The sequence below is a fragment of the Pseudomonas sp. NUPR-001 genome (assembly GCF_052147955.1).
Classification (GTDB): domain Bacteria; phylum Pseudomonadota; class Gammaproteobacteria; order Pseudomonadales; family Pseudomonadaceae; genus Aquipseudomonas.
Genome location: NZ_CP197353.1, coordinates 5,959,513 through 5,978,532, shown reverse-complemented (window position 1 = coordinate 5,978,532; position 19,020 = coordinate 5,959,513). Strand labels below are relative to the sequence as shown.

Sequence of the window (19,020 nt, the reverse complement as noted above, 5' to 3'; positions counted from 1 at the left end):
AGCATGAAAATCGGTGTAATCGGTGGCGGCCAGCTCGGTCGCATGTTGGCCCTGGCAGGAACTCCGCTGGGCATGAACTTCGCTTTCCTCGACCCAGCGCCAGACGCGTGTGCCGCGCCATTGGGCGAGCACCTGCGTGCCGATTACGGCGACCAGGACCATCTGCGCCAGTTGGCTGACGAAGTTGATCTGGTCACCTTCGAGTTCGAAAGCGTTCCGGCTGAAACCGTCGCCTTCCTCTCGCAGTTCGTACCGGTCTACCCGAGCGCCGAATCCCTGCGTATCGCCCGCGACCGCTGGTTCGAAAAGAGCATGTTCAAGGACCTGGGCATCCCAACGCCGTCGTTCGCCGATATCCAGTCGCAAGCCGACCTGGACGCCGCAGTGGTCAGCATTGGTCTGCCAGCCGTACTCAAGACCCGTACCTTGGGTTATGACGGAAAAGGCCAGAAAGTGCTGCGAACGGCCGAAGATGTAGTGGGTACTTTCGCCGAACTGGGCAGTGTGCCGTGCCTGCTGGAAGGCTTCGTGCCGTTCACCGGTGAAGTCTCGCTGATCGCTGTGCGTGCTCGCGACGGTGAAACCCGTTTCTACCCGCTGGTGCATAACACCCACGAGAGCGGCATCCTGCGCTTGTCGGTGGCCAGTGAAGACCACCTGCTGCAGTCGCTGGCCGAAGATTACGCCGGGCGCGTGCTCAAGCAACTCGACTATGTCGGCGTGCTGGCCTTCGAATTCTTCGAAGTCGACGGTGGCCTGAAAGCCAACGAAATTGCCCCGCGTGTGCACAACTCCGGGCACTGGACCATCGAAGGCGCCGAGTGCAGCCAGTTCGAAAACCACCTGCGTGCCGTTGCTGGCTTGCCGCTGGGCTCGACGGCCAAAGTCGGTGAGAGCGCCATGCTCAACTTCATCGGTGAAGTGCCGGCGGTAGACAAGGTGGTTGCCATCGACGAATGCCACCTGCATCACTACGGCAAAGCCTTCAAGGTCGGGCGCAAGGTTGGCCACGCCACCCTGCGTTGTGCCGATATTGCTACCCTGGAGCAGAAAATCCAGCAGGTAGAGGCCTTGATCCAGGGCTGAGGGGAACCTTCCTCTTCCACAATCCCTCTGATGGCGGGATGCCAAAGCGCTGACTAGGCTTTGGCATGCGTCATTCCATTCAGAGGGATTGCCATGGGTATCATCGGAACCATCTTCATCGGCCTGATCGTTGGTCTGCTGGCACGCTTCATCAAGCCCGGCGACGACAGCATGGGCTGGATCATGACCATTCTCCTCGGCATTGCCGGTTCGCTTGCGGCGACCTACGGCGGCCAGGCGCTGGGTATCTACCAGGCCGGAGAAGGTGCAGGTTTCCTCGGCGCGCTGGTGGGCGCTGTGGTTCTTCTGGTGATATACGGCATAGTCAAAAAGAACTGACGGCAGGCTAAAATGCTCGGCAATTTTTGTTGCCGAGCATTTTCATGCGCCGTGTATTTCTGTTTTCACTGCTGCTGATCAGCAGCCTTGCCCATGCCGAGCTGCCGGAAACCGACTGGTTGGAGCTGATGCCCAAGTCGGACCAGAAAGCCCTTGAGCTGATGCCCGAGATCGACCACAACTCGCCGGAAGCCACGGGCACCTTCACCGAAAAGGGCGGCCTGAAGCAGAGCAAGGGTTTGCCTGCGGTGATGTACTCGAACAAAACCGTGGCGGCGATGAACGGCAAACACATCCGCCTGGGTGGCTATCCGGTGCCGTTGGAAACCGACGCCAAAGGCAACAGCACCCTGTTCTTCCTGGTGCCGTACCCTGGTGCCTGCATCCACGTTCCGCCACCGCCGCCGAACCAATTGGTACTGGTGCGTTACCCCAAAGGCCTGAAGCTGGACGATATCTACACACCGCTGTGGGTCGACGGCACCCTGCAGATCGAGAAAGTCAGTAACGACCTGGCTGATGCTGCCTATGCCATGGATGCAGGCAACGTGCGGGTAGTGGAAGACGCAGACCTTTGACCGGTGGGGGCAACCATCTTGCCCCGCCTGTGGGAGCGGGCTTGCCCCGCGAAGCGATGTGGCTGACAGATCGCTATCGCGGGGCAAGCCCGCTCCCACCGCTGAGGTGTTGGCAAAAAAATTCACTTGGATGCTGTTCAGATCTATCCTACGAACGCTGTCGCCTTTTCGCTGTTGTGAGTAAGGCACTACAGGGCTAGCTTTCTCGCTGGGTGTGAGAGCCTTTGTGGATGTAGTTGCAGCTAGTTATGGCGGCTGTGCGCGGGCAGGCTTCGGTCTGGCCGGGTTTCCTATGTCTACCGGTCTCTCACCCCGCGTACGGCTGCCACCCTTATCCTGTGAGAGGGATATGGGGGTAGCTCCTGATAGATATAGGAGTTACGTCATGAAGAAAATTGTCCCCGATCCACCGCCTTCTCTTATCACCACCCCATACTTTTCCATCCACAGCGATCTGATCCCTCCAGACTCCCTGGCCTTCGCCAGCGAGCTACTGCACGGCATCCGCGAAACCACTGAAGAATACTGCCGAGCCCATGCCAACGAACCGGGCCAGGGCATGCTGGTGAATGTGCTGCATTCGGCCGAGATGGCCAGGGCATTGGTCGAGCATGCGCTGATCAAAGTGCAAGGAGGCTCGGTATGAACAAGGATTCACCTCCCGAGACAGTCGGAATCGCAACGTTTATCAACAGCCGGCATCCGCCCTTGGAGCTGTTTTGCATTGCACCGGGTGTTCCCTGTGACTACGCGCTGGAACAGGCATCAACGATACTCGGCTGTGTGCACAAGCTGATCATGGCCGGGGTCATGGATGAAGACGACTGCACAGTCTGGGCCGCGTATTACCTCAGCGGCTTCGCCAAGGCGATCATTGATGTTGTGCAGATGGGTATGAAGCGAGGCTGAGGTAGCTGCCTTTTGGCCAAGCCTGCTCCTGTGGGAGCGGGCTTGCCCCGCGATCTGCGTTCTAGAGCGGTTCGCTACCGATACTCAAGCTCAACGTATGACTCGCACCTGGCGCCAGCGTCACCACATCGTCCCAGACATTCGCCGTTTCAATGCACAGCATGCGCTGCCAGCCATCATCAGCCATGTCTGGCAGTTCAGCAGCGCGCTCGATCCAGGGGTTCCAGATGACAGCCGAGCGCGAGCCGGTGCTGGTTACACGAGTGCGTCGGTTCCAGTTCGGATCAACAATGCTCAACTGCTCCGGCACCTGCAGGTAAATGCGGTCAGTCTCTCCGGCAAAGCCCAGCGCGCCTGCTTGTGTGCGCTGTTCCCAGTTGGCCAGGGTTTCGATATAGCCCAGACCCTCCACGCCTTCGACCTGTACTTCACGCACATCACTGACGGCAAAGTAGCTGTGCAGCGCCTGGCTGAGGGTGACCGGCACGTTGTCGAGGTTGTAACTGGTGAGGGTGATTCGCAGTTGTTCAGCCATGACGATGCTCAGGGTGAGCTCGACATTGTGTGGCCAGCCGGGCAGGCCACCCTGAGTGTGCGGCAAGCTAAAGTCCACGCGTACCGCGCTGCCTTCGTTGGCGATGCCCAGCAATTCCCAGTCACGACCCCGTACCAAGCCGTGGGCTGGCGCTTCTTCGCCGTGATACAGGGCCTGGACAGTTTCAGGGTTGCGCTTGAGGTTGCCAAACCAGGGCCAGCACACCGGAACACCGGCACGCACAGATTTGCCCTGTTTGAAGATGGCCTGCTCACTCAGCCACAGCACCGGTGGCTCGCCGAGGCGCTGATAACTCAGGACCTGCGCGCCCTGCTGGGCTACCAGCAGTTCGGCAGTGTCGCTGGTGATGCGCCAGCAGTTAAGCTCACCGTGCTTTTCGGATTCGACCTTGGGTGTGGACATGCGCATGCTCTCATTGGTTTGCCGTACGGTTTTGGACCGCTTGCATACCCTTGAGTTTACCGCGCAGCCAGGTCAGCGACGAGGAGGAACCGAGCGGGTACGGCCACTGCCGTCGATGGCAACGAACACGAATACGGCTTCAGTCACCTTGCGCCACTCGCTGGACAGCGGGTCGTCGCTCCATACTTCAACCATCATCTGGATCGAGCTGCGGCCAATTTCCAGGGTTTGGGTATAGAAGGACAACTGTGCGCCAACGGCGACAGGTACCAGGAAGGCCATGCGATCAATCGCTACGGTCGCGACTCGGCCACCGGCGACACGGCTGGCCATGGCGGTACCGGCCAAGTCCATCTGGGCGACCAGCCAGCCGCCGAAGATGTCGCCGAAACCATTGGTTTCACGCGGTAATGCGGTGATCTGCAAGGCCAGGTCGCCCTGCGGGATAGGATCTTCTTGTTCGAGTTCAATCATGCCGGGGGTGCCTCTGACCCATGACGCTTCGTTGGTTGGCGCTATGACAGACGCCTCGAAAAACGATTCAGCACAACTATTTTACGCTGCTTTCGCTTTGCCAGGCGGCGAAGGGAAACTCTGCGAAATCGACTAAGCCTGCTTAGCGACGTTTTCGCACAACATCCTTCGCAAGGTCCAACCTCATCCTACAGGCGGCCAGTATATAGAGCTGAAAGCGCAGCGACGACCATGCAGTCATGAATACTTGTATTGAATATGTACTGCGATGTGCTTTTTCCGGCAATTTGATATCGTTCGGGGCTTCTCAGGCCGAAAGCCCTGTCGCAGGCGGCCTGCGGTATCCATAATGAAAATCCAATAAGAGATACTTATGACCTCCGTGCCAGGCAGTATTGCGCAGCCTTCGAGGCCGCTCACCCGCAGTGACTATAAAACTCTGTCGCTTTCCGCCCTGGGCGGTGCGCTGGAGTTCTACGATTTCATTATTTTTGTGTTCTTCGCCACCGTGGTCGGCAAGCTGTTCTTTCCCGCCGACATGCCTGAATGGCTCCGTTTGATGCAAACGTTTGGTATTTTCGCCGCGGGTTACCTGGCGAGGCCTTTGGGCGGCATTGTCATGGCGCACTTTGGCGATCTGCTGGGGCGCAAAAAGATGTTCACCCTGAGCATCTTCATGATGGCGGTACCGACGCTGATCATGGGCTTGCTGCCTACCTACGCACAGATCGGCATGTGGGCACCGATTCTGTTGCTGCTGATGCGGGTGATTCAGGGCGCGGCGATTGGCGGTGAAGTGCCAGGCGCCTGGGTATTCGTGTCTGAGCATGTGCCGGCACGCAACACTGGTTATGCCTGCGGCACCCTGACGGCGGGGCTGACCTCCGGGATTCTGCTTGGCTCGCTGGTGGCAACCCTGATCAACAGCATCTACACCCCTGAAGAAGTGGCTGACTACGCCTGGCGTCTGCCGTTCCTGCTTGGCGGCGTGTTTGGCCTGTTCGCGGTGTACCTGCGTCGCTGGCTGCACGAAACACCGGTGTTTGCCGAAATGCAGGCACGCAAGGCGCTGGCCGAAGAAGTGCCACTGCGCGCGGTATTGCGTGATCACCGTGGCGCCATTGTCCTGTCGATGCTGCTGACCTGGCTGTTGTCGGCCGGTATCGTCGTGGTGATCCTGATGACCCCAGCCCTGTTGCAGAGCCTCTATCAGATCAGCCCGACCGACTCGCTCAAGGCCAACAGCCTGGCCATCGTCCTGCTCAGCTTCGGCTGCATTGCCACCGGCACACTGGCTGACCGCCTGGGCGCTGGTCGGGTGTTCATCGTCGGTAGCCTGGCGTTGCTGGCGTCGTCCTGGACGTTTTATCACAGCCTGCCTACCCACCCTGAGTGGATGGTTCCGCTGTACGCCCTGACCGGGCTGTGTGTCGGCATCGTGGGCGCCGTGCCCTATGTCATGGTCAAGGCGTTCCCGCCGGTGGTGCGTTTTAGCGGCCTGTCGTTTTCCTACAACATGGCTTATGCGATCTTCGGCGGTCTGACGCCGATGGTGGTGACCGCATTGCTCAAGTTCAGCCCAATGGCGCCGGCCTACTATGTGGCGGGTATCTCCACCATTGGTCTGCTGGTTGGCGTTTATTTGCTGGCCAACAAACGCTAAGACCGCTCTAGCTCAACCCTCGCAACATTTTGAAAAGGCCATCCTCGGTTTCCGATGATGGCCTTTCATCTAATTGTCATATTCGATTCATAAAGTGTTCATGCGGCCTGCAGATACTTGGGCCAGATCCAGCTCACCCCAATTCCTGCTAGGAGTAAGGCATGAAACTGAAGCGTTTGATGGCGGCCCTGACTTTCGTCGCCGCTGGCGTTGCTACCGCCAACGCGGTTGCCGCTGTTGACCCTGCTATCCCGACCTACACCAAAACCACCGGTGTGTCGGGCAACCTCTCCAGCGTCGGTTCCGATACCTTGGCGAACCTGATGACTCTGTGGGCTGAGGCCTACAAGAAGGAATACCCGAACGTAAACATCCAGATTCAGGCTGCTGGTTCTTCCACTGCGCCACCCGCGCTGACTGAAGGCACCGCCAACCTCGGCCCGATGAGCCGCAAAATGAAGGACGTCGAGCTGCAGGCGTTCGAACAGAAGTACGGCTACAAGCCAACCGCAATCCCGGTTGCCGTCGATGCCCTGGCCGTATTCGTACACAAGGACAACCCGATCAAAGGCCTGACCATGGCTCAGGTCGATGCGATCTTCTCCTCGACCCGCCTGTGCGGTGCCAAAGCCGACGTGAAAACCTGGGGTGACCTGGGCGTGACCGGCGACCTGGCCAACAAGCCGGTGCAACTGTTCGGCCGTAACTCGGTGTCGGGCACCTACGGCTATTTCAAAGAAGAAGGCCTGTGCAAAGGCGACTTCAAGCCGAACGTCAACGAACAACCAGGCTCGGCTTCGGTTGTGCAGTCGATCAGCAGCTCGCTGAACGGTATCGGCTACTCGGGTATCGGTTACAAGACCGCCTCCGTCAAGACCGTGCCTCTGGCCAAGAAAGAAGGCGGCGCTTTCGTTGAAGACAACGAATCCAACGCGCTGAACGGCACCTACCCGCTGTCGCGTTTCCTCTACGTCTACGTCAACAAGGCGCCGAACAAGCCGCTGGCTCCGCTGGAAGCTGAGTTCGTGAAGCTGGTGCTGTCGCAAGCCGGCCAGCAAGTTGTGGTCAAGGACGGTTACATCCCACTGCCTGCCAAAGTCGCTGCAAAAGCCCTGGCAGACCTGGGCCTGGACCACGCCAAAGGCGTAGCTAAGAACTGAGAGTGAACTAGGCAGGGTCTGGAATTGACCAGGTCCTGCTGAAAATTGCGAGTCCGCCGCCAGGGTTACTGAGCGGCGGGCTTTGTTGCGTCACTGCACTGTAATGTTTTTGTCATACGGGACCGCTAGGGTGTGCGCATGAATGATCTGGCCAACTCCACCATGACCCAAAATTCTCCCCCCGTGCGGATTGATTTCAATACGCCCGAACTGCAACGCAAGCGTCGCGTGCGTGCACTCAAAGATCGCCTGACCCGCTGGTACGTACTGGTAGGCGGGCTTGCCGTGCTGGCAGCGATCACCTTGATTTTCTTCTACCTGGCCTACGTGGTCGTGCCGCTGTTCCAGGGCGCTACCTTGACCAGCAAGAAAGCCCTGGAGCCGACTTGGTTGAGCCAGGACGCCGGCAAACCGCTGATGATTGCCCTGGAAGAACAGAACCTTGTGGGCATGCGGGTTTCCGACAAAGGCCAGGCGCTGTTCTTCGACACCAAGACCGGTGCCGAACTCAAGCGCGTCGAGTTGCCGGTACCCGCCGGTACCCAGGTGACGTCCATCGGTGCTGATCAGCCGGGTAACCCGCTGGTGGTGCTGGGCTTGTCCAATGGTCAGGCGCTGGCGTTCAGCCACAGCTACAAGATCACCTACCCGGACAACAAGAAAACCATCACCCCGGCCATCGACTTCCCTTATGGCCAGGAGCCTTTCGTGCTCGATGACCAGGGCCGTGCCCTGGAGCACGTCAGCCTTAATGTGAACGGCGAAACCCTGGTGGTTGCTGGCTCTACCGGTGCGCACCTGCAGGTGATGTCGCTGAGCCGCGAAGAAAACATGATGACCGGCGAGGTCACCACCGAGCAGAACCGTATCGACCTGCCGCAGATGACCGAGCCGGTTAAAGCGATCTTCATCGACCCGCGTCAGCAGTGGTTGTATGTGATCAACGGTCGCGCTCAGGCGGATGTCTTCAGCCTGCGTGAAAAGAACCTCAACGGCCGTTACAAGCTGCTCGAAGACGGCAATGCCGAAGTCACTGCCAGCACGCAGCTGGTGGGTGGCATCTCGCTGATCATCGGTGATTCCAAAGGTGGCCTGGCCCAGTGGTTCATGGCCCGTGACCCGGATGGCGAACAGCGCTTCAAGCGTATCCGCGACTTCCAGATGGGCACCTCGCCGATCGTTCAGATCGATGCCGAAGAGCGTCGTAAAGGTTTCGTTGCCCTGGATGCCGCTGGCGAGCTTGGCGTGTTCCACAGCACCGCACACCGTACCCTGCTGGTCGAGCCAGTAGCCGAAGGCGCAGGCGTTCTGGCGCTGTCGCCGCGGGCCAACCGCATCATCGTTGAAGAAGGTGGCAAGCTGCTGCCGCTGACGCTGAAGAACCCGCACCCGGAAGTGTCCTGGAGCGCGTTGTGGAGCAAGGTCTGGTACGAGAACTATGACGAGCCGAAATACGTTTGGCAGTCCACCGCCTCGAACACCGACTTCGAACCCAAGCTGAGCCTGTCGCCGCTGACTTTCGGCACCCTGAAAGCGGCGTTCTACGCGATGATTCTGGCGGCTCCGCTGGCCATTGCTGCAGCGATCTACACCGCCTACTTCATGGCCCCTGGCATGCGCCGCAAGGTCAAGCCGGTGATCGAACTGATGGAGGCGATGCCAACGGTCATTCTCGGCTTCTTCGCCGGTCTGTTCCTGGCGCCGTACCTGGAAGGGCACCTGCCGGGTGTATTCAGCCTGTTCCTGCTGATGCCAATCGGCATCCTGGTGGCCGGCTTCACCTGGAGCCGTCTGCCTGAGTCGATTCGCCTGCGGGTGCCGGATGGTTGGGAGTCGGCGATTCTGATCCCGGTGATCCTGCTGACCGGCTGGTTTGCCCTGTACATGAGCCCACTGCTGGAGACCTGGTTCTTCGGTGGCGACATGCGGCTGTGGATCACCAATGACCTGGGTATCACCTACGACCAGCGCAACGCCCTGGTAGTGGGTATTGCCATGGGCTTCGCCGTTATCCCGAACATCTACTCGATTGCCGAAGACGCCGTGTTCAGCGTGCCGCGCAGCCTGACCCTGGGCTCCCTGGCCCTGGGTGCAACGCCATGGCAGACCCTGACCCGCGTGGTCATCCTGACCGCCAGCCCGGGCATTTTCTCGGCGCTGATGATCGGTATGGGCCGTGCGGTGGGTGAAACCATGATCGTCTTGATGGCAACCGGTAACACCCCGGTCATGGAACTGAACCTGTTCGAAGGTATGCGTACCCTGGCCGCGAACGTTGCGGTGGAAATGCCGGAATCGGAAGTTGGCGGCAGCCATTACCGCGTGCTGTTCCTCGCCGCGCTGGTGCTGCTGATGTTCACCTTCGTGATGAACACCTTGGCCGAGCTGATTCGCCAGCGTCTGCGCAAGAAATACTCGTCGCTTTGATAGAAAGGTAGAGATCCGTGAAAAAGGATTCCCTCAAAAGCTGGTTCAAGAGCGGCGCCCCTGGCGTCTGGATCAGCGGTGGCGCCGTCGCCATCGCGGTGATCATGACCATTGGTCTGCTCTCGGTCATCGCTGTACGCGGCCTTGGCCACTTCTGGCCGGCTGATTTGATCCAGGCCACCTATAAGGTGCCGGGCCAGGCCGATCACGTTGTGATTGGCGAAGTGGTGCAAAAGGAAGAAGTGCCGCTGGCGCGTCTGAAAGGTGCCGGCTTGCCGGTACCTGATAACGGCCCGGAGTTCATGACCCGTGAGCTGATCAAGGTCGGTAACCGCGACCTCAACGGCAGCGACTTCACCTGGGTGGTGGGTGACTGGCTGACCGACATCCAGACGCCAGCTGAGCTGATTGCGCTGGAGCGCCGCGAGTGGGGCAACTTCTACGGCTATCTGGTCAGCGTCAAGGAAAACGGCAAGGTCGTGGCCGAAGGTCAGGCCGCCTGGGCTGAGCTGCAGGCGCGTCTCAAGCGTGCCGACAAGCTGGCCGGTGACTTGCAGCATCTGGAAAAGAAAGACATCGGCGCGATCAACTACGGTCTTGAGCGCCTGCGTCTGCAAACCCGCAAGCTGGAGCTTGATGGCAAGCTCGATGCGGCTGCCCAGGCTGACATCGAAGCCGAACGTGCCGAGCTGAACAATCGCTACAAGGCCATTGAAGAGCGCCTGAGCGGCCTGCACCAGGACTTCGCTCGCGACAGCCTGGTAGCAAAGGATGGCAATGGTCGTGAAGTTGAAATCAACCTGAGCAAAGTGGTGCACGCCTACCAGCCTAACGGCATGGGCTTCTTCACCAAGATGGGTGTGTACTTCGCCAAGGTTTGGGAATTCCTCAGCGACGACCCGCGTGAAGCCAACACCGAAGGCGGGATTTTCCCGGCGATTTTCGGCACCGTGATGATGACCCTGATCATGGCCGTGATCGTCACCCCGTTCGGTGTACTGGCGGCGGTGTACCTGCGTGAATACGCACGCCAAGGTCCGGTGACCCGCCTGATCCGTATTGCGGTGAACAACCTGGCCGGTGTACCCGCGATTGTGTACGGCGTGTTCGGTCTGGGCTTCTTCGTCTACGTGCTGGGTGGTTCGCTCGACCGTCTGTTCTTCCCGGAGGCACTGCCAGCACCAACCCTGGGTACCCCAGGCCTGCTCTGGGCTTCGCTGACCCTGGCGCTGCTGGCGGTACCGGTGGTGATCGTGGCCACTGAAGAAGGCCTGGCGCGGATTCCACGTACCGTGCGTGAAGGCTCGCTGGCGCTTGGTGCAACCAAGGCCGAGACCCTGTGGAAGATCGTTCTGCCAATGGCCAGCCCGGCAATGATGACCGGCATGATCCTCGCCGTTGCGCGTGCCGCCGGTGAAGTGGCACCGCTGATGCTGGTGGGTGTAGTGAAGCTGGCGCCATCGCTGCCGGTGGACGGCAACTACCCGTACCTGCACCTGGACCAGAAGATCATGCACCTGGGCTTCCACATCTATGACGTCGGCTTCCAGAGCCCGAACGTCGAAGCCGCACGACCGCTGGTGTACGCCACCGCGTTGCTGCTGGTACTGGTGATCGCGACCCTCAACCTCTCGGCGGTATGGATTCGTAACCACCTGCGCGAGAAGTACAAGGCGCTGGACAGCTGATTGAAAGCTATTAGCCAAAAGCGGCAAGCTACCCGCCGCTTTTGCTCAGACTTGCGGCTAGCAGCTTGAAGTTGCAGCCACAAAAGGAGTGAAATTATGCAACACGAAACTCATTCTCACGGTATTGATATGTCGGCCCTGGGTCGCACCAAGCAAAGCCTGCAGTTGGCTGAAGAAACCGTCGCCATCGAAGTACCAGGCCTGAGCCTGTACTACGGTGAGAAACAAGCGCTGTTCGACGTCAGCATGAACATCCCGAAACAGCGCGTGACCGCCTTCATCGGCCCGTCCGGCTGCGGTAAGTCGACCTTGCTGCGTACCTTCAACCGCATGAACGACCTGGTTGATGGTTGCCGTGTTGAAGGCGCAATCAACCTGTACGGCAACAACATCTACCGCAAGGGCGAAGACGTGGCCGAGCTGCGCCGCCGGGTGGGCATGGTGTTCCAGAAGCCGAACCCGTTCCCCAAGACCATCTACGAAAACGTGGTGTACGGTCTGCGTATCCAGGGCATCAACAAGAAACGCATGCTGGATGAAGCCGTGGAATGGGCCCTCAAGGGTGCGGCCCTGTGGGATGAGGTCAAAGACCGTTTGCACGAGTCGGCACTGGGCTTGTCCGGTGGTCAGCAACAGCGTCTGGTGATTGCCCGGACCATTGCTGTAGAGCCTGAAGTACTGCTGCTCGACGAACCGTGCTCGGCACTCGACCCGATCTCGACGCTGAAAGTCGAAGAGCTGATCTACGAGCTGAAGTCCAAGTACACCATCGTCATCGTTACCCACAACATGCAACAGGCCGCGCGGGTTTCCGACTACACCGCCTTCATGTACATGGGCAAGCTGATCGAATTCGGTGACACCGACACGCTGTTCACCAACCCGGCGAAGAAGCAGACCGAAGACTACATCACCGGTCGCTATGGCTAGTCGCAGGGCGACAGCTTCAAGCTGCACGTTACAAGCGGCAAGAAGGATAGCGGTGCCTGGGAACGACACGAACGACTTGAAGCATGCAGCTTGAAGCTTGCAGCTTAGCGGAGCGAAAGCATGATTGATAAAGACAGCCTTACCCATCACATCTCCCAGCAGTTCAACGCCGAACTTGAGGAGGTCCGCAGCCACCTCCTGGCGATGGGCGGCCTGGTCGAGAAGCAGGTCAATGACGCGGTTACCGCGCTGATCGAGGCCGATTCGGGCCTGGCTCAGCAGGTGCGTGAAGTCGATGAGCAAATCAATCAGATGGAGCGCAACATCGACGAGGAGTGCGTACGCATTCTCGCTCGCCGTCAGCCAGCGGCTTCCGACCTGCGTCTGATCATCAGCATTTCCAAGTCGGTGATCGACCTGGAGCGTATCGGTGACGAATCGACCAAGATTGCCCGCCGGGCGATCCAGCTGTGTGAAGAGGGTGAGTCGCCGCGTGGTTATGTTGAAGTCCGGCATATCGGCGATCAGGTGCGCAACATGGTCCGTGACGCCCTGGATGCGTTCGCCCGCTTCGATGCAGACCTGGCGCTGTCGGTTGCTCAATACGACAAAACCATCGACCGTGAGTACAAAACCGCACTGCGCGAGTTGGTCACCTACATGATGGAAGATCCGCGCTCGATTTCGCGAGTGCTGAGCGTGATCTGGGCCCTGCGTTCGCTGGAGCGTATTGGCGACCATGCACGCAACATCTCGGAGCTGGTGATCTACCTGGTGCGCGGCACTGACGTGCGTCACCTGGGCCTGGCACGGATGAAGGAAGAGGTTCAGGGCAGCGGCGAAAAGGCTAATGTTCCAGGCAATTCTGACGATAAGTAAGACTGCCCCGAGAATGAACGCCCGGCTTAGGCCGGGCGTTTTCGTTTGCGGTCGAGCACCTCAAGGCAGCCGTGAACGAAGCAACGAGTCCCGGCATGAGCCAGTGTTTGGCAAATGGCCATCAGTCAGCGTTATGCTAGTCGGGATTCAATAGGAGTGGCGATGAGTAAAGTCAGTGTATTGGTTGTGGATGATGCGCCGTTCATTCGTGACCTGGTAAAGAAGTGCCTGCGCAACTATTTTCCCGGCATGGTCATTGAAGACGCAGTGAACGGCCGCAAGGCCCAGACCTTGCTGTCGCGCGAAGCATTCGACCTGGTTCTGTGCGACTGGGAAATGCCGGAAATGTCCGGGCTGGAACTGCTGACCTGGTGCCGTCAGCAAGAGTCGATGAAGACCCTGCCGTTCATCATGGTGACCAGCCGGGGTGACAAGGAGAACGTGGTCCAGGCGATTCAGGCCGGTGTCTCCGACTTTGTTGGTAAACCGTTCACCAACGAGCAACTGCTGACCAAAGTGAAGAAAGCCCTGACCAAGGTCGGCAAGCTCGATGCAGTCATGGCCAGCGCACCGACGCGGGCCACCTCGGCGTTTGCCAACGACTCGCTCAATGCGCTGACCGCTGGGCGCGCCGAAGTGGTCAAGCCTGCGGCGCCAGCAGCGCCGGTTGCTGCCGCCAAACCGTTGGTCAACGCCGCCAAGCCAGCCACTGCCGCGCCTGCCGGGCGTGGCCAGGGGCAACTGCGTTTGCCCAGTGGTGTGCAGCCTTGCGTGATCAAGGCCTTGAGCCTCAAGGAGGCGCTGCTGGTGGTGCGCCGTGGCGAAACCCTGCCTCAGGTACTCGAAGGCGCTGTACTCGACTTGGAGCAGGGCGAGAACGCTGAAGTGGCCCGGCTTAATGGCTATCTGCATGCGATTGCCGCGCTGGAGCCCAAGCCGGACAGCGACTGGCTGCAGTTGACCTTCAAGTTTGTCGATCAGGATGCGCAGAAGCTGGATTACCTGTCGCGCCTGATTGCCCGTGGTACGGCACAGAAGCATTTTGTGCCTGGAGCCTGATACAGCTCTGTGTGGAACTGTCTTGCCCCGCCTGTGGGAGCGGGCTTGCCCCGCGATGCGGTGTGGCAGACGAGCCACAGTCGCGGGGCAAGCCCGCTCCCACAGGCGGGGGTGGGTTTGCCACCGTTCGTCCATTGGTACACCTCTGCAACACTTCAGCGATTCTCACGGCAAAATCTGCTGCTAGTCTTCGACAGATATCAACTGTCAAAAAGCCACCATCATGCCAGCACGCTCGCTGCTGTTTTGTGCCTTGCTCGTGGCGTGTGGCCCGGCCTTGGCCACTCCGATCTTCAAAAGCACCGATGCCTACGGTGTGGTCTCGTACTCTGACCGGCCCATGCCGGACTCGCAGCCGCTGGTTTTTCGCGATCGAATGGTCGAGCAGCTGGAACGCCAGGTGAAACTGCATGCCATCACGTTCACCGGCGGCGTGAGCTTCAGTGCGCGTAACGACACTTACGCGCCGGTGGAGGTGGAACTGCGTCTGGAGCGCCTGAGCAACGCCAAAGGCGGTGCTACACGGTTGGTTCGGCGGGTGGTGCCAGCGCGTGCAGCAGTGGTGCTGACGGTGGTCAACGCGCAGCAGCCGGGGCAGCCGGTGGGTTACCAGGAGAAGTTCACTTTTGCCCTGGGCAACCCCAAGCAGCGCCAGCTGGCCTACCGCTACCCGGTGCCGTGGCGCGGCGGGCCATTTCGCCTGACCCAGGGGCCGAACGGGCAATACAGCCATTTTGGGCCGAAAGGGCGCTATGCCATGGACATCGCCATGCCTGAAGGGACGCCAATCATTGCCTCACGGGCGGGTGTGGTGATCAAGACTGAGAACAACCAGAGTGGGCGGGGTACGCACCCGTCAGGCAACTTTGTGCGCATCTTGCATGATGACGGCACGATGGGGGTTTACCTGCACCTGATGCGTGGGTCGGTGGTGGTCCGTGAGGGGCAGTCAGTAGTGTACGGAACACCGTTGGCGAAGTCGGGCAACACCGGCAACAGCACTGGCCCGCACCTGCACTTTGTCATACAACGCAACGTCGGGCTGGCGCTGGAGTCGATTCCGTTCCAGTTCAACCAAGCTGTCGGGGGATTGCCGAACTTTACTGCCGGCAACCCCTGACTGCAGGATCAGTCACTGTAGGAGCGGGCTTGCCCCGCGATACGATGTAGCTGACACACCGCAATCGCGGGGCAAGCCCGCTCCCACAGCAAGCCCGCTCCCACCGGCGGTTCAATCGAGCTTGAGCACCTTGGCCAGGACAATTTTCGGGCCTTTCATCTTCTTGATGATGATGCGCAGGCCTTCGACTTCCAGCACTTCTTCTTCTTCCGGTACGCGCTTGAGCGTCTCGTAAACCAGGCCCGCCAGGGTTTCTGCCTCGATATGGTCGAGGTCGACACCAAGCAGACGCTCGACCTTGAACAGTGGTGTATCACCACGGACCAGCAACTTGCCGGGCTGGTAGGCGAGGATGCCGCGTTCGGCCTTGCGGTGTTCGTCCTGGATGTCGCCAACCAGCACTTCCAGCACATCTTCCATGGTCAGGTAGCCAATGACCTTGCCATCAGCTTCTTCGACCAGGGCAAAGTGCGCGCCGCCTTTACGGAACTGCTCGAGCAAATGCGACAACGGCATGTGCCGGGACACGCGCTCCAGCGGCCGGGTCAGTTCGGCCAGGTTGAACGACGCCGGAAGGTGGTCCAGGTCGGCCAACTCCAGCAGCAGGTCCTTGATGTGCAGCAAGCCGATAAACTCACCCCGCTCGGCATCGAACACCGGGTAACGGCTGAATTTGTGGCGGCGGAACATCGCCAGGATTTCTTTGAGCGGCGCATGAGCGTCCAGGAACACCATGTCTTCGCGGGAGTTGGCCCAATCGACCACCTCAAGCTCACCCATTTCCACGGCCGAAGCCAATACGCGCATGCCTTGGTCGCTCGGGTCATGGCCACGACTGGAGTGCAGAATCAGTTTCAGTTCTTCGCGGCTGTAATGGTGCTCGTGGTGCGGCCCGGGCTCACCTTGGCCAGCGATGCGCAAGATGGCGTTGGCGCTGGCGTTGAGCAGGTAGATGGCCGGGTACATCAGCCAGTAGAACAGGTACAACGGCACGGCAGTCCACAGCGACAGCAGCTCAGGTTTGCGAATCGCCCACGACTTGGGCGCCAGCTCACCGACCACAATGTGCAGGTAGGAAATCACGAAGAAGGCGCTGAAGAACGACACCGCCTTGATCACTTCTGGCGATTGCACACCAATCGCCGCCAGCATGGGCTCCAGCAGGTGTGCGAAGGCCGGCTCACCCACCCAACCCAGGCCCAGCGAGGCCAGGGTGATACCCAGTTGGCAGGCCGAAAGGTAGGCATCCAGCTGATTGTGGACGGTGCGCAGGATCTGCCCCCGCCAGCCATGTTGCTCGGCAATCGACTCGACACGCGTCGAGCGCAATTTGACCATGGCAAACTCGGCCGCAACGAAGAAACCGTTGAGCAGCACCAGCAGGAAAGCAAAAAGAATCATGCCGAAATCGGCGAAAAGTGACGCGAGGCTAATACCAGGGGAAGGGTCCATGATGGATTTTTACGGGGTCCGTCATCTGAAAAAAGAGAGAAATACGGTGCCAGCATTCGCTGGCACAGGTTCGCCAATGTAGCGGGTGAGGGCGCAATTGCCTAGGGGCGGGGCCTCAAGAGGCCACGCGTTGGGCAATCTGGGCGGGGGAAAAATGGCAGGTAAAGGTGCTGCCATGCCCGGGTACGCTACTGATCTCTAAGCGTGCGCGATGACGCAACAGTACGTGCTTGACGATCGCCAACCCCAGGCCGGTACCGCCGGTATTGGACGCTCGGCTGGAGTCGACCCGGTAAAAACGCTCAGTCAAGCGCGGCAGGTGCTTGGCGTCGATGCCAATCCCCGAATCCTGGACGCTCAGGTGCGCGCCCTGTTCGTCGTTCCACCAGCGAATGCGGATCTGCCCTTCGTCCTGGGTGTATTTGACCGCATTGAAAATCAGGTTGGAGAACGCACTGCGCAGCTCTGCCTCACTGCCCTTGAGGAAAATTCCCGGTGTGGCTTCCAGGGTGATGCGTTGATTGCGCTGGCCCGACAAGGCCTGCGCGTCGCCCTTGATCGATTGCAGCAAGGCGTCAACGGCCACGGGTTGATTGTCCGAGGGGTAATCGGTGGCTTCCAGTTTGGCCAGTAGCAGCAGGTCGTTGAGCAGGGTCTGCATGCGTCCGCCTTGCTGCTGCATTTGCTGCAAGGCCCGAACCCAGCGAGGGTTCACGTCTTCGACATTATCGAGCAGGGTTTCCAGGTAACCGGCGATCACCGTCAGCGGCGTGCGTAGCTCATGGGAGACGTTGGCGACGAAGTCCTTGCGCATCTGTTCAAGCTGGTGGATGCGCGTGACATCGCGTACCAGCATCAGGTGCTCGTTGTTGCCGTAGCGGGTGATATGCAGCTGAACGCGCAGGCGGTCGTTGATTGGTGAAGGAATCTCCAGCGGTTCAAGGTAATTCTCCTGCTCGAAGTACTCCTTGAAGCGCGGGTGGCGCACCAGGTTGGTGACCGGCTGGCCGCTGTCTTGCGGGGTTTTCAGACCCAGTAATGTTTCGGCAGCACGGTTCCACCATTCCAGGTTGCCGTCACTGTCGAGCATGATCACCGCATCCCGGAGCGCGGCGGTGGACTCCTGTACACGGTCGATCACCGCCTGCAGTCGCCCGCGCACACGCTGATCGCGGCGTTGCAGGTGATAGATGCTGTCGAATACCTCACCCCACAAACCGTAGCCGTCGGGGGGCGCTTCATCTGGTTTGTGCAGGCGTAGCCACTCATGCAGGCGCAGCAGCTGTTTCAGCGTCCAGCCCAGGTACAGCGCCAGGCCCACGGCCAGGCTCCAGCCGTAATAGCCGCTGACCAGACCGACCAGCAGGCAGACGGTGATCAACAGCAGCATGTGGCGAATCAGGGTGCCATGCCAATTTTGGTTCAATTTGGATCCTTAGCGGATCAGCTACAAGTTGCAAGCTACACGCTGCAAGATTGAAGCGGATCGCGTATTGCTTTTGCTCTTTCTTGAGGCTTGCAGCTTACAGCTTGCCGCTTGAATCAACTTTTAGTTGAGAACCGGTAGCCGGTGCCGCGTACCGTTTGTACCAGATTCTCGTAGGCGTCACCCAGCGCTTTGCGCAAGCGACGGATATGCACATCGACGGTGCGTTCTTCGACATACACGTTGCCGCCCCAGACCTGATCGAGCAGTTGCCCACGGGTATAGGCGCGTTCCTGGTGGGTCATGAAGAACTGCAGCAGGCGGTATTCGGTCGGGCCCATTTCCGCAGGTTTGCCATCGATGGTGACGCGGTGACTGATGGGGTCGAGGAGCAGGCCACCGACTTCGATCGGTGCTTCGCCATCACTGGGGCCGGCACGGCGCAGTACAGCCTTTAGGCGGGCCACCAGCTCGCGCGGCGAGAACGGTTTGGTGATGTAGTCGTCTGCACCGACTTCCAGGCCCTGGATCTTGTTGTCTTCCTCGCCCTTGGCAGTGAGCATGATGATCGGGATATCACCGGTCAGCTCATCGCGCTTGAGGCGGCGGGCCAGTTCGATACCCGAGGTGCCCGGAAGCATCCAGTCGAGCAGGATCAGGTCCGGCTTGCGGTCAACGATGATGGCGTGGGCCTGCTGCGAGTTCTCTGCCTCCAGGCAGTCATAGCCGGCCATTTCCAATGCAACGGCGATCATCTCGCGGATTGGCGCTTCGTCGTCAACGATCAGAATGTTTCTGCCAACCATGTTCAAACCTCTTCCCGTTCAGGTGTCTTGGCCCGCATTAGATAACGGAATTATTGCAGTCGTGTG

At 59.6% G+C, this 19,020-nt stretch carries 18 protein-coding genes; 13 read left to right on the top strand and 5 right to left on the bottom strand.

The window, feature by feature from the left end; all coding sequences use genetic code 11:
* The first annotated feature begins 3 nt into the window (after positions 1-3).
* The 5 genes from ACP6KB_RS27525 (at position 4) to ACP6KB_RS27505 (ending at position 2,912) form a co-directional block, all read left to right on the top strand.
* Positions 4-1,086 carry a 5-(carboxyamino)imidazole ribonucleotide synthase gene (locus tag ACP6KB_RS27525; protein ID WP_442110933.1) on the top strand — a complete coding sequence of 361 codons (1,083 nt, stop codon included), beginning with the start codon at positions 4-6 and terminating at the stop codon, positions 1,084-1,086.
* A 93-nt stretch (positions 1,087-1,179) separates the two neighbouring features.
* The gene (locus tag ACP6KB_RS27520) at positions 1,180-1,425 is read left to right on the top strand and encodes a GlsB/YeaQ/YmgE family stress response membrane protein (RefSeq protein WP_442110931.1); all 246 of its coding nucleotides are present in this window, start codon (positions 1,180-1,182) and stop codon (positions 1,423-1,425) included.
* Positions 1,426-1,469: 44 nt separating this feature from the next.
* A complete protein-coding gene (locus ACP6KB_RS27515) occupies positions 1,470-2,003 on the top strand; it encodes a DUF3299 domain-containing protein (protein WP_442110930.1) in 534 nt (177 codons plus the stop codon).
* Between the two features lie 385 nt (positions 2,004-2,388).
* Positions 2,389-2,649 carry a hypothetical protein gene (locus tag ACP6KB_RS27510; RefSeq protein ID WP_442110929.1) on the top strand — a complete coding sequence of 87 codons (261 nt, stop codon included), beginning with the start codon at positions 2,389-2,391 and terminating at the stop codon, positions 2,647-2,649.
* Entirely contained in the window at positions 2,646-2,912 is a 267-nt protein-coding gene (locus ACP6KB_RS27505; RefSeq protein WP_442110927.1) for a DUF3077 domain-containing protein, read from the top strand. The genes ACP6KB_RS27510 and ACP6KB_RS27505 overlap by 4 nt, the downstream gene beginning before the upstream one ends.
* Before the next feature lie 61 nt (positions 2,913-2,973).
* Here the strand turns inward: ACP6KB_RS27505 and ACP6KB_RS27500 are convergent, their stop codons facing one another.
* Positions 2,974-3,870 carry a D-hexose-6-phosphate mutarotase gene (locus tag ACP6KB_RS27500; protein ID WP_442110925.1) on the bottom strand — a complete coding sequence of 299 codons (897 nt, stop codon included), beginning with the start codon at positions 3,868-3,870 and terminating at the stop codon, positions 2,974-2,976.
* Between the two features lie 72 nt (positions 3,871-3,942).
* Positions 3,943-4,344, bottom strand: a complete 402-nt coding sequence (locus ACP6KB_RS27495; RefSeq protein ID WP_009402429.1) for an acyl-CoA thioesterase — start codon at positions 4,342-4,344, stop codon at positions 3,943-3,945.
* 373 nt (positions 4,345-4,717) lie between these two features.
* Between ACP6KB_RS27495 and ACP6KB_RS27490 the strand changes: the two genes are divergently transcribed.
* From ACP6KB_RS27490 to ACP6KB_RS27455, 8 genes are all read left to right on the top strand, one after another.
* Complete coding sequence (locus ACP6KB_RS27490; protein ID WP_442110923.1) at positions 4,718-6,007, top strand: MFS transporter; 1,290 nt, start codon at positions 4,718-4,720, stop codon at positions 6,005-6,007.
* A 161-nt stretch (positions 6,008-6,168) separates the two neighbouring features.
* On the top strand, positions 6,169-7,167 hold the full coding sequence (locus tag ACP6KB_RS27485) for a phosphate ABC transporter substrate-binding protein PstS (protein WP_442110921.1): 999 nt from the start codon (positions 6,169-6,171) through the stop codon (positions 7,165-7,167).
* A gap of 138 nt (positions 7,168-7,305) precedes the next feature.
* Positions 7,306-9,594 (top strand): ABC transporter permease subunit, encoded by a 2,289-nt coding sequence (locus tag ACP6KB_RS27480; protein WP_442110920.1) that lies wholly within the window; start codon positions 7,306-7,308, stop codon positions 9,592-9,594.
* A 17-nt stretch (positions 9,595-9,611) separates the two neighbouring features.
* The gene (gene pstA / locus ACP6KB_RS27475; protein WP_442110919.1) at positions 9,612-11,282 is read left to right on the top strand and encodes a phosphate ABC transporter permease PstA; all 1,671 of its coding nucleotides are present in this window, start codon (positions 9,612-9,614) and stop codon (positions 11,280-11,282) included.
* 96 nt (positions 11,283-11,378) lie between these two features.
* The gene (gene pstB / locus ACP6KB_RS27470; RefSeq protein ID WP_442110918.1) at positions 11,379-12,212 is read left to right on the top strand and encodes a phosphate ABC transporter ATP-binding protein PstB; all 834 of its coding nucleotides are present in this window, start codon (positions 11,379-11,381) and stop codon (positions 12,210-12,212) included.
* A gap of 120 nt (positions 12,213-12,332) precedes the next feature.
* Positions 12,333-13,091: a phosphate signaling complex protein PhoU gene (phoU, locus tag ACP6KB_RS27465; protein ID WP_442110917.1), complete on the top strand. Its 759-nt coding sequence runs from the start codon at positions 12,333-12,335 to the stop codon at positions 13,089-13,091.
* A 162-nt stretch (positions 13,092-13,253) separates the two neighbouring features.
* On the top strand, positions 13,254-14,150 hold the full coding sequence (locus tag ACP6KB_RS27460) for a response regulator (protein WP_442110916.1): 897 nt from the start codon (positions 13,254-13,256) through the stop codon (positions 14,148-14,150).
* Positions 14,151-14,373: 223 nt separating this feature from the next.
* Entirely contained in the window at positions 14,374-15,270 is an 897-nt protein-coding gene (locus ACP6KB_RS27455) for a peptidoglycan DD-metalloendopeptidase family protein (RefSeq protein ID WP_442110915.1), read from the top strand.
* A 111-nt stretch (positions 15,271-15,381) separates the two neighbouring features.
* Here ACP6KB_RS27455 and ACP6KB_RS27450 read toward each other — a convergent pair whose 3' ends face one another.
* The 3 genes from ACP6KB_RS27450 to phoB all read right to left on the bottom strand — a co-directional run bounded on the left by ACP6KB_RS27450 (position 15,382) and on the right by phoB (position 18,954).
* Positions 15,382-16,722, bottom strand: a complete 1,341-nt coding sequence (locus ACP6KB_RS27450; RefSeq protein WP_442110914.1) for a hemolysin family protein — start codon at positions 16,720-16,722, stop codon at positions 15,382-15,384.
* Between the two features lie 115 nt (positions 16,723-16,837).
* Entirely contained in the window at positions 16,838-18,148 is a 1,311-nt protein-coding gene (gene phoR / locus ACP6KB_RS27445; RefSeq protein ID WP_442110912.1) for a phosphate regulon sensor histidine kinase PhoR, read from the bottom strand.
* Between the two features lie 116 nt (positions 18,149-18,264).
* The gene (gene phoB / locus ACP6KB_RS27440; RefSeq protein ID WP_010225936.1) at positions 18,265-18,954 is read right to left on the bottom strand and encodes a phosphate regulon transcriptional regulator PhoB; all 690 of its coding nucleotides are present in this window, start codon (positions 18,952-18,954) and stop codon (positions 18,265-18,267) included.
* Positions 18,955-19,020 lie beyond the last annotated feature (66 nt).

What these genes read in the sequence shown, in the direction of transcription:
- ACP6KB_RS27525 (WP_442110933.1), top strand. Translation starts at nt 4, where the DNA reads ATGAAAATCGGTGTAATCGGTGGCGGCCAGCTCGGTCGCATGTTGGCC.
- ACP6KB_RS27520 (WP_442110931.1), top strand. Translation starts at nt 1,180, where the DNA reads ATGGGTATCATCGGAACCATCTTCATCGGCCTGATCGTTGGTCTGCTG.
- ACP6KB_RS27515 (WP_442110930.1), top strand. Translation starts at nt 1,470, where the DNA reads ATGCGCCGTGTATTTCTGTTTTCACTGCTGCTGATCAGCAGCCTTGCC.
- ACP6KB_RS27510 (WP_442110929.1), top strand. Translation starts at nt 2,389, where the DNA reads ATGAAGAAAATTGTCCCCGATCCACCGCCTTCTCTTATCACCACCCCA.
- ACP6KB_RS27505 (WP_442110927.1), top strand. Translation starts at nt 2,646, where the DNA reads ATGAACAAGGATTCACCTCCCGAGACAGTCGGAATCGCAACGTTTATC.
- ACP6KB_RS27500 (WP_442110925.1), bottom strand. Translation starts at nt 3,870, where the DNA reads ATGTCCACACCCAAGGTCGAATCCGAAAAGCACGGTGAGCTTAACTGC.
- ACP6KB_RS27495 (WP_009402429.1), bottom strand. Translation starts at nt 4,344, where the DNA reads ATGATTGAACTCGAACAAGAAGATCCTATCCCGCAGGGCGACCTGGCC.
- ACP6KB_RS27490 (WP_442110923.1), top strand. Translation starts at nt 4,718, where the DNA reads ATGACCTCCGTGCCAGGCAGTATTGCGCAGCCTTCGAGGCCGCTCACC.
- ACP6KB_RS27485 (WP_442110921.1), top strand. Translation starts at nt 6,169, where the DNA reads ATGAAACTGAAGCGTTTGATGGCGGCCCTGACTTTCGTCGCCGCTGGC.
- ACP6KB_RS27480 (WP_442110920.1), top strand. Translation starts at nt 7,306, where the DNA reads ATGAATGATCTGGCCAACTCCACCATGACCCAAAATTCTCCCCCCGTG.
- pstB (WP_442110918.1), top strand. Translation starts at nt 11,379, where the DNA reads ATGCAACACGAAACTCATTCTCACGGTATTGATATGTCGGCCCTGGGT.
- phoU (WP_442110917.1), top strand. Translation starts at nt 12,333, where the DNA reads ATGATTGATAAAGACAGCCTTACCCATCACATCTCCCAGCAGTTCAAC.
- ACP6KB_RS27460 (WP_442110916.1), top strand. Translation starts at nt 13,254, where the DNA reads ATGAGTAAAGTCAGTGTATTGGTTGTGGATGATGCGCCGTTCATTCGT.
- ACP6KB_RS27455 (WP_442110915.1), top strand. Translation starts at nt 14,374, where the DNA reads ATGCCAGCACGCTCGCTGCTGTTTTGTGCCTTGCTCGTGGCGTGTGGC.
- ACP6KB_RS27450 (WP_442110914.1), bottom strand. Translation starts at nt 16,722, where the DNA reads ATGGACCCTTCCCCTGGTATTAGCCTCGCGTCACTTTTCGCCGATTTC.
- phoB (WP_010225936.1), bottom strand. Translation starts at nt 18,954, where the DNA reads ATGGTTGGCAGAAACATTCTGATCGTTGACGACGAAGCGCCAATCCGC.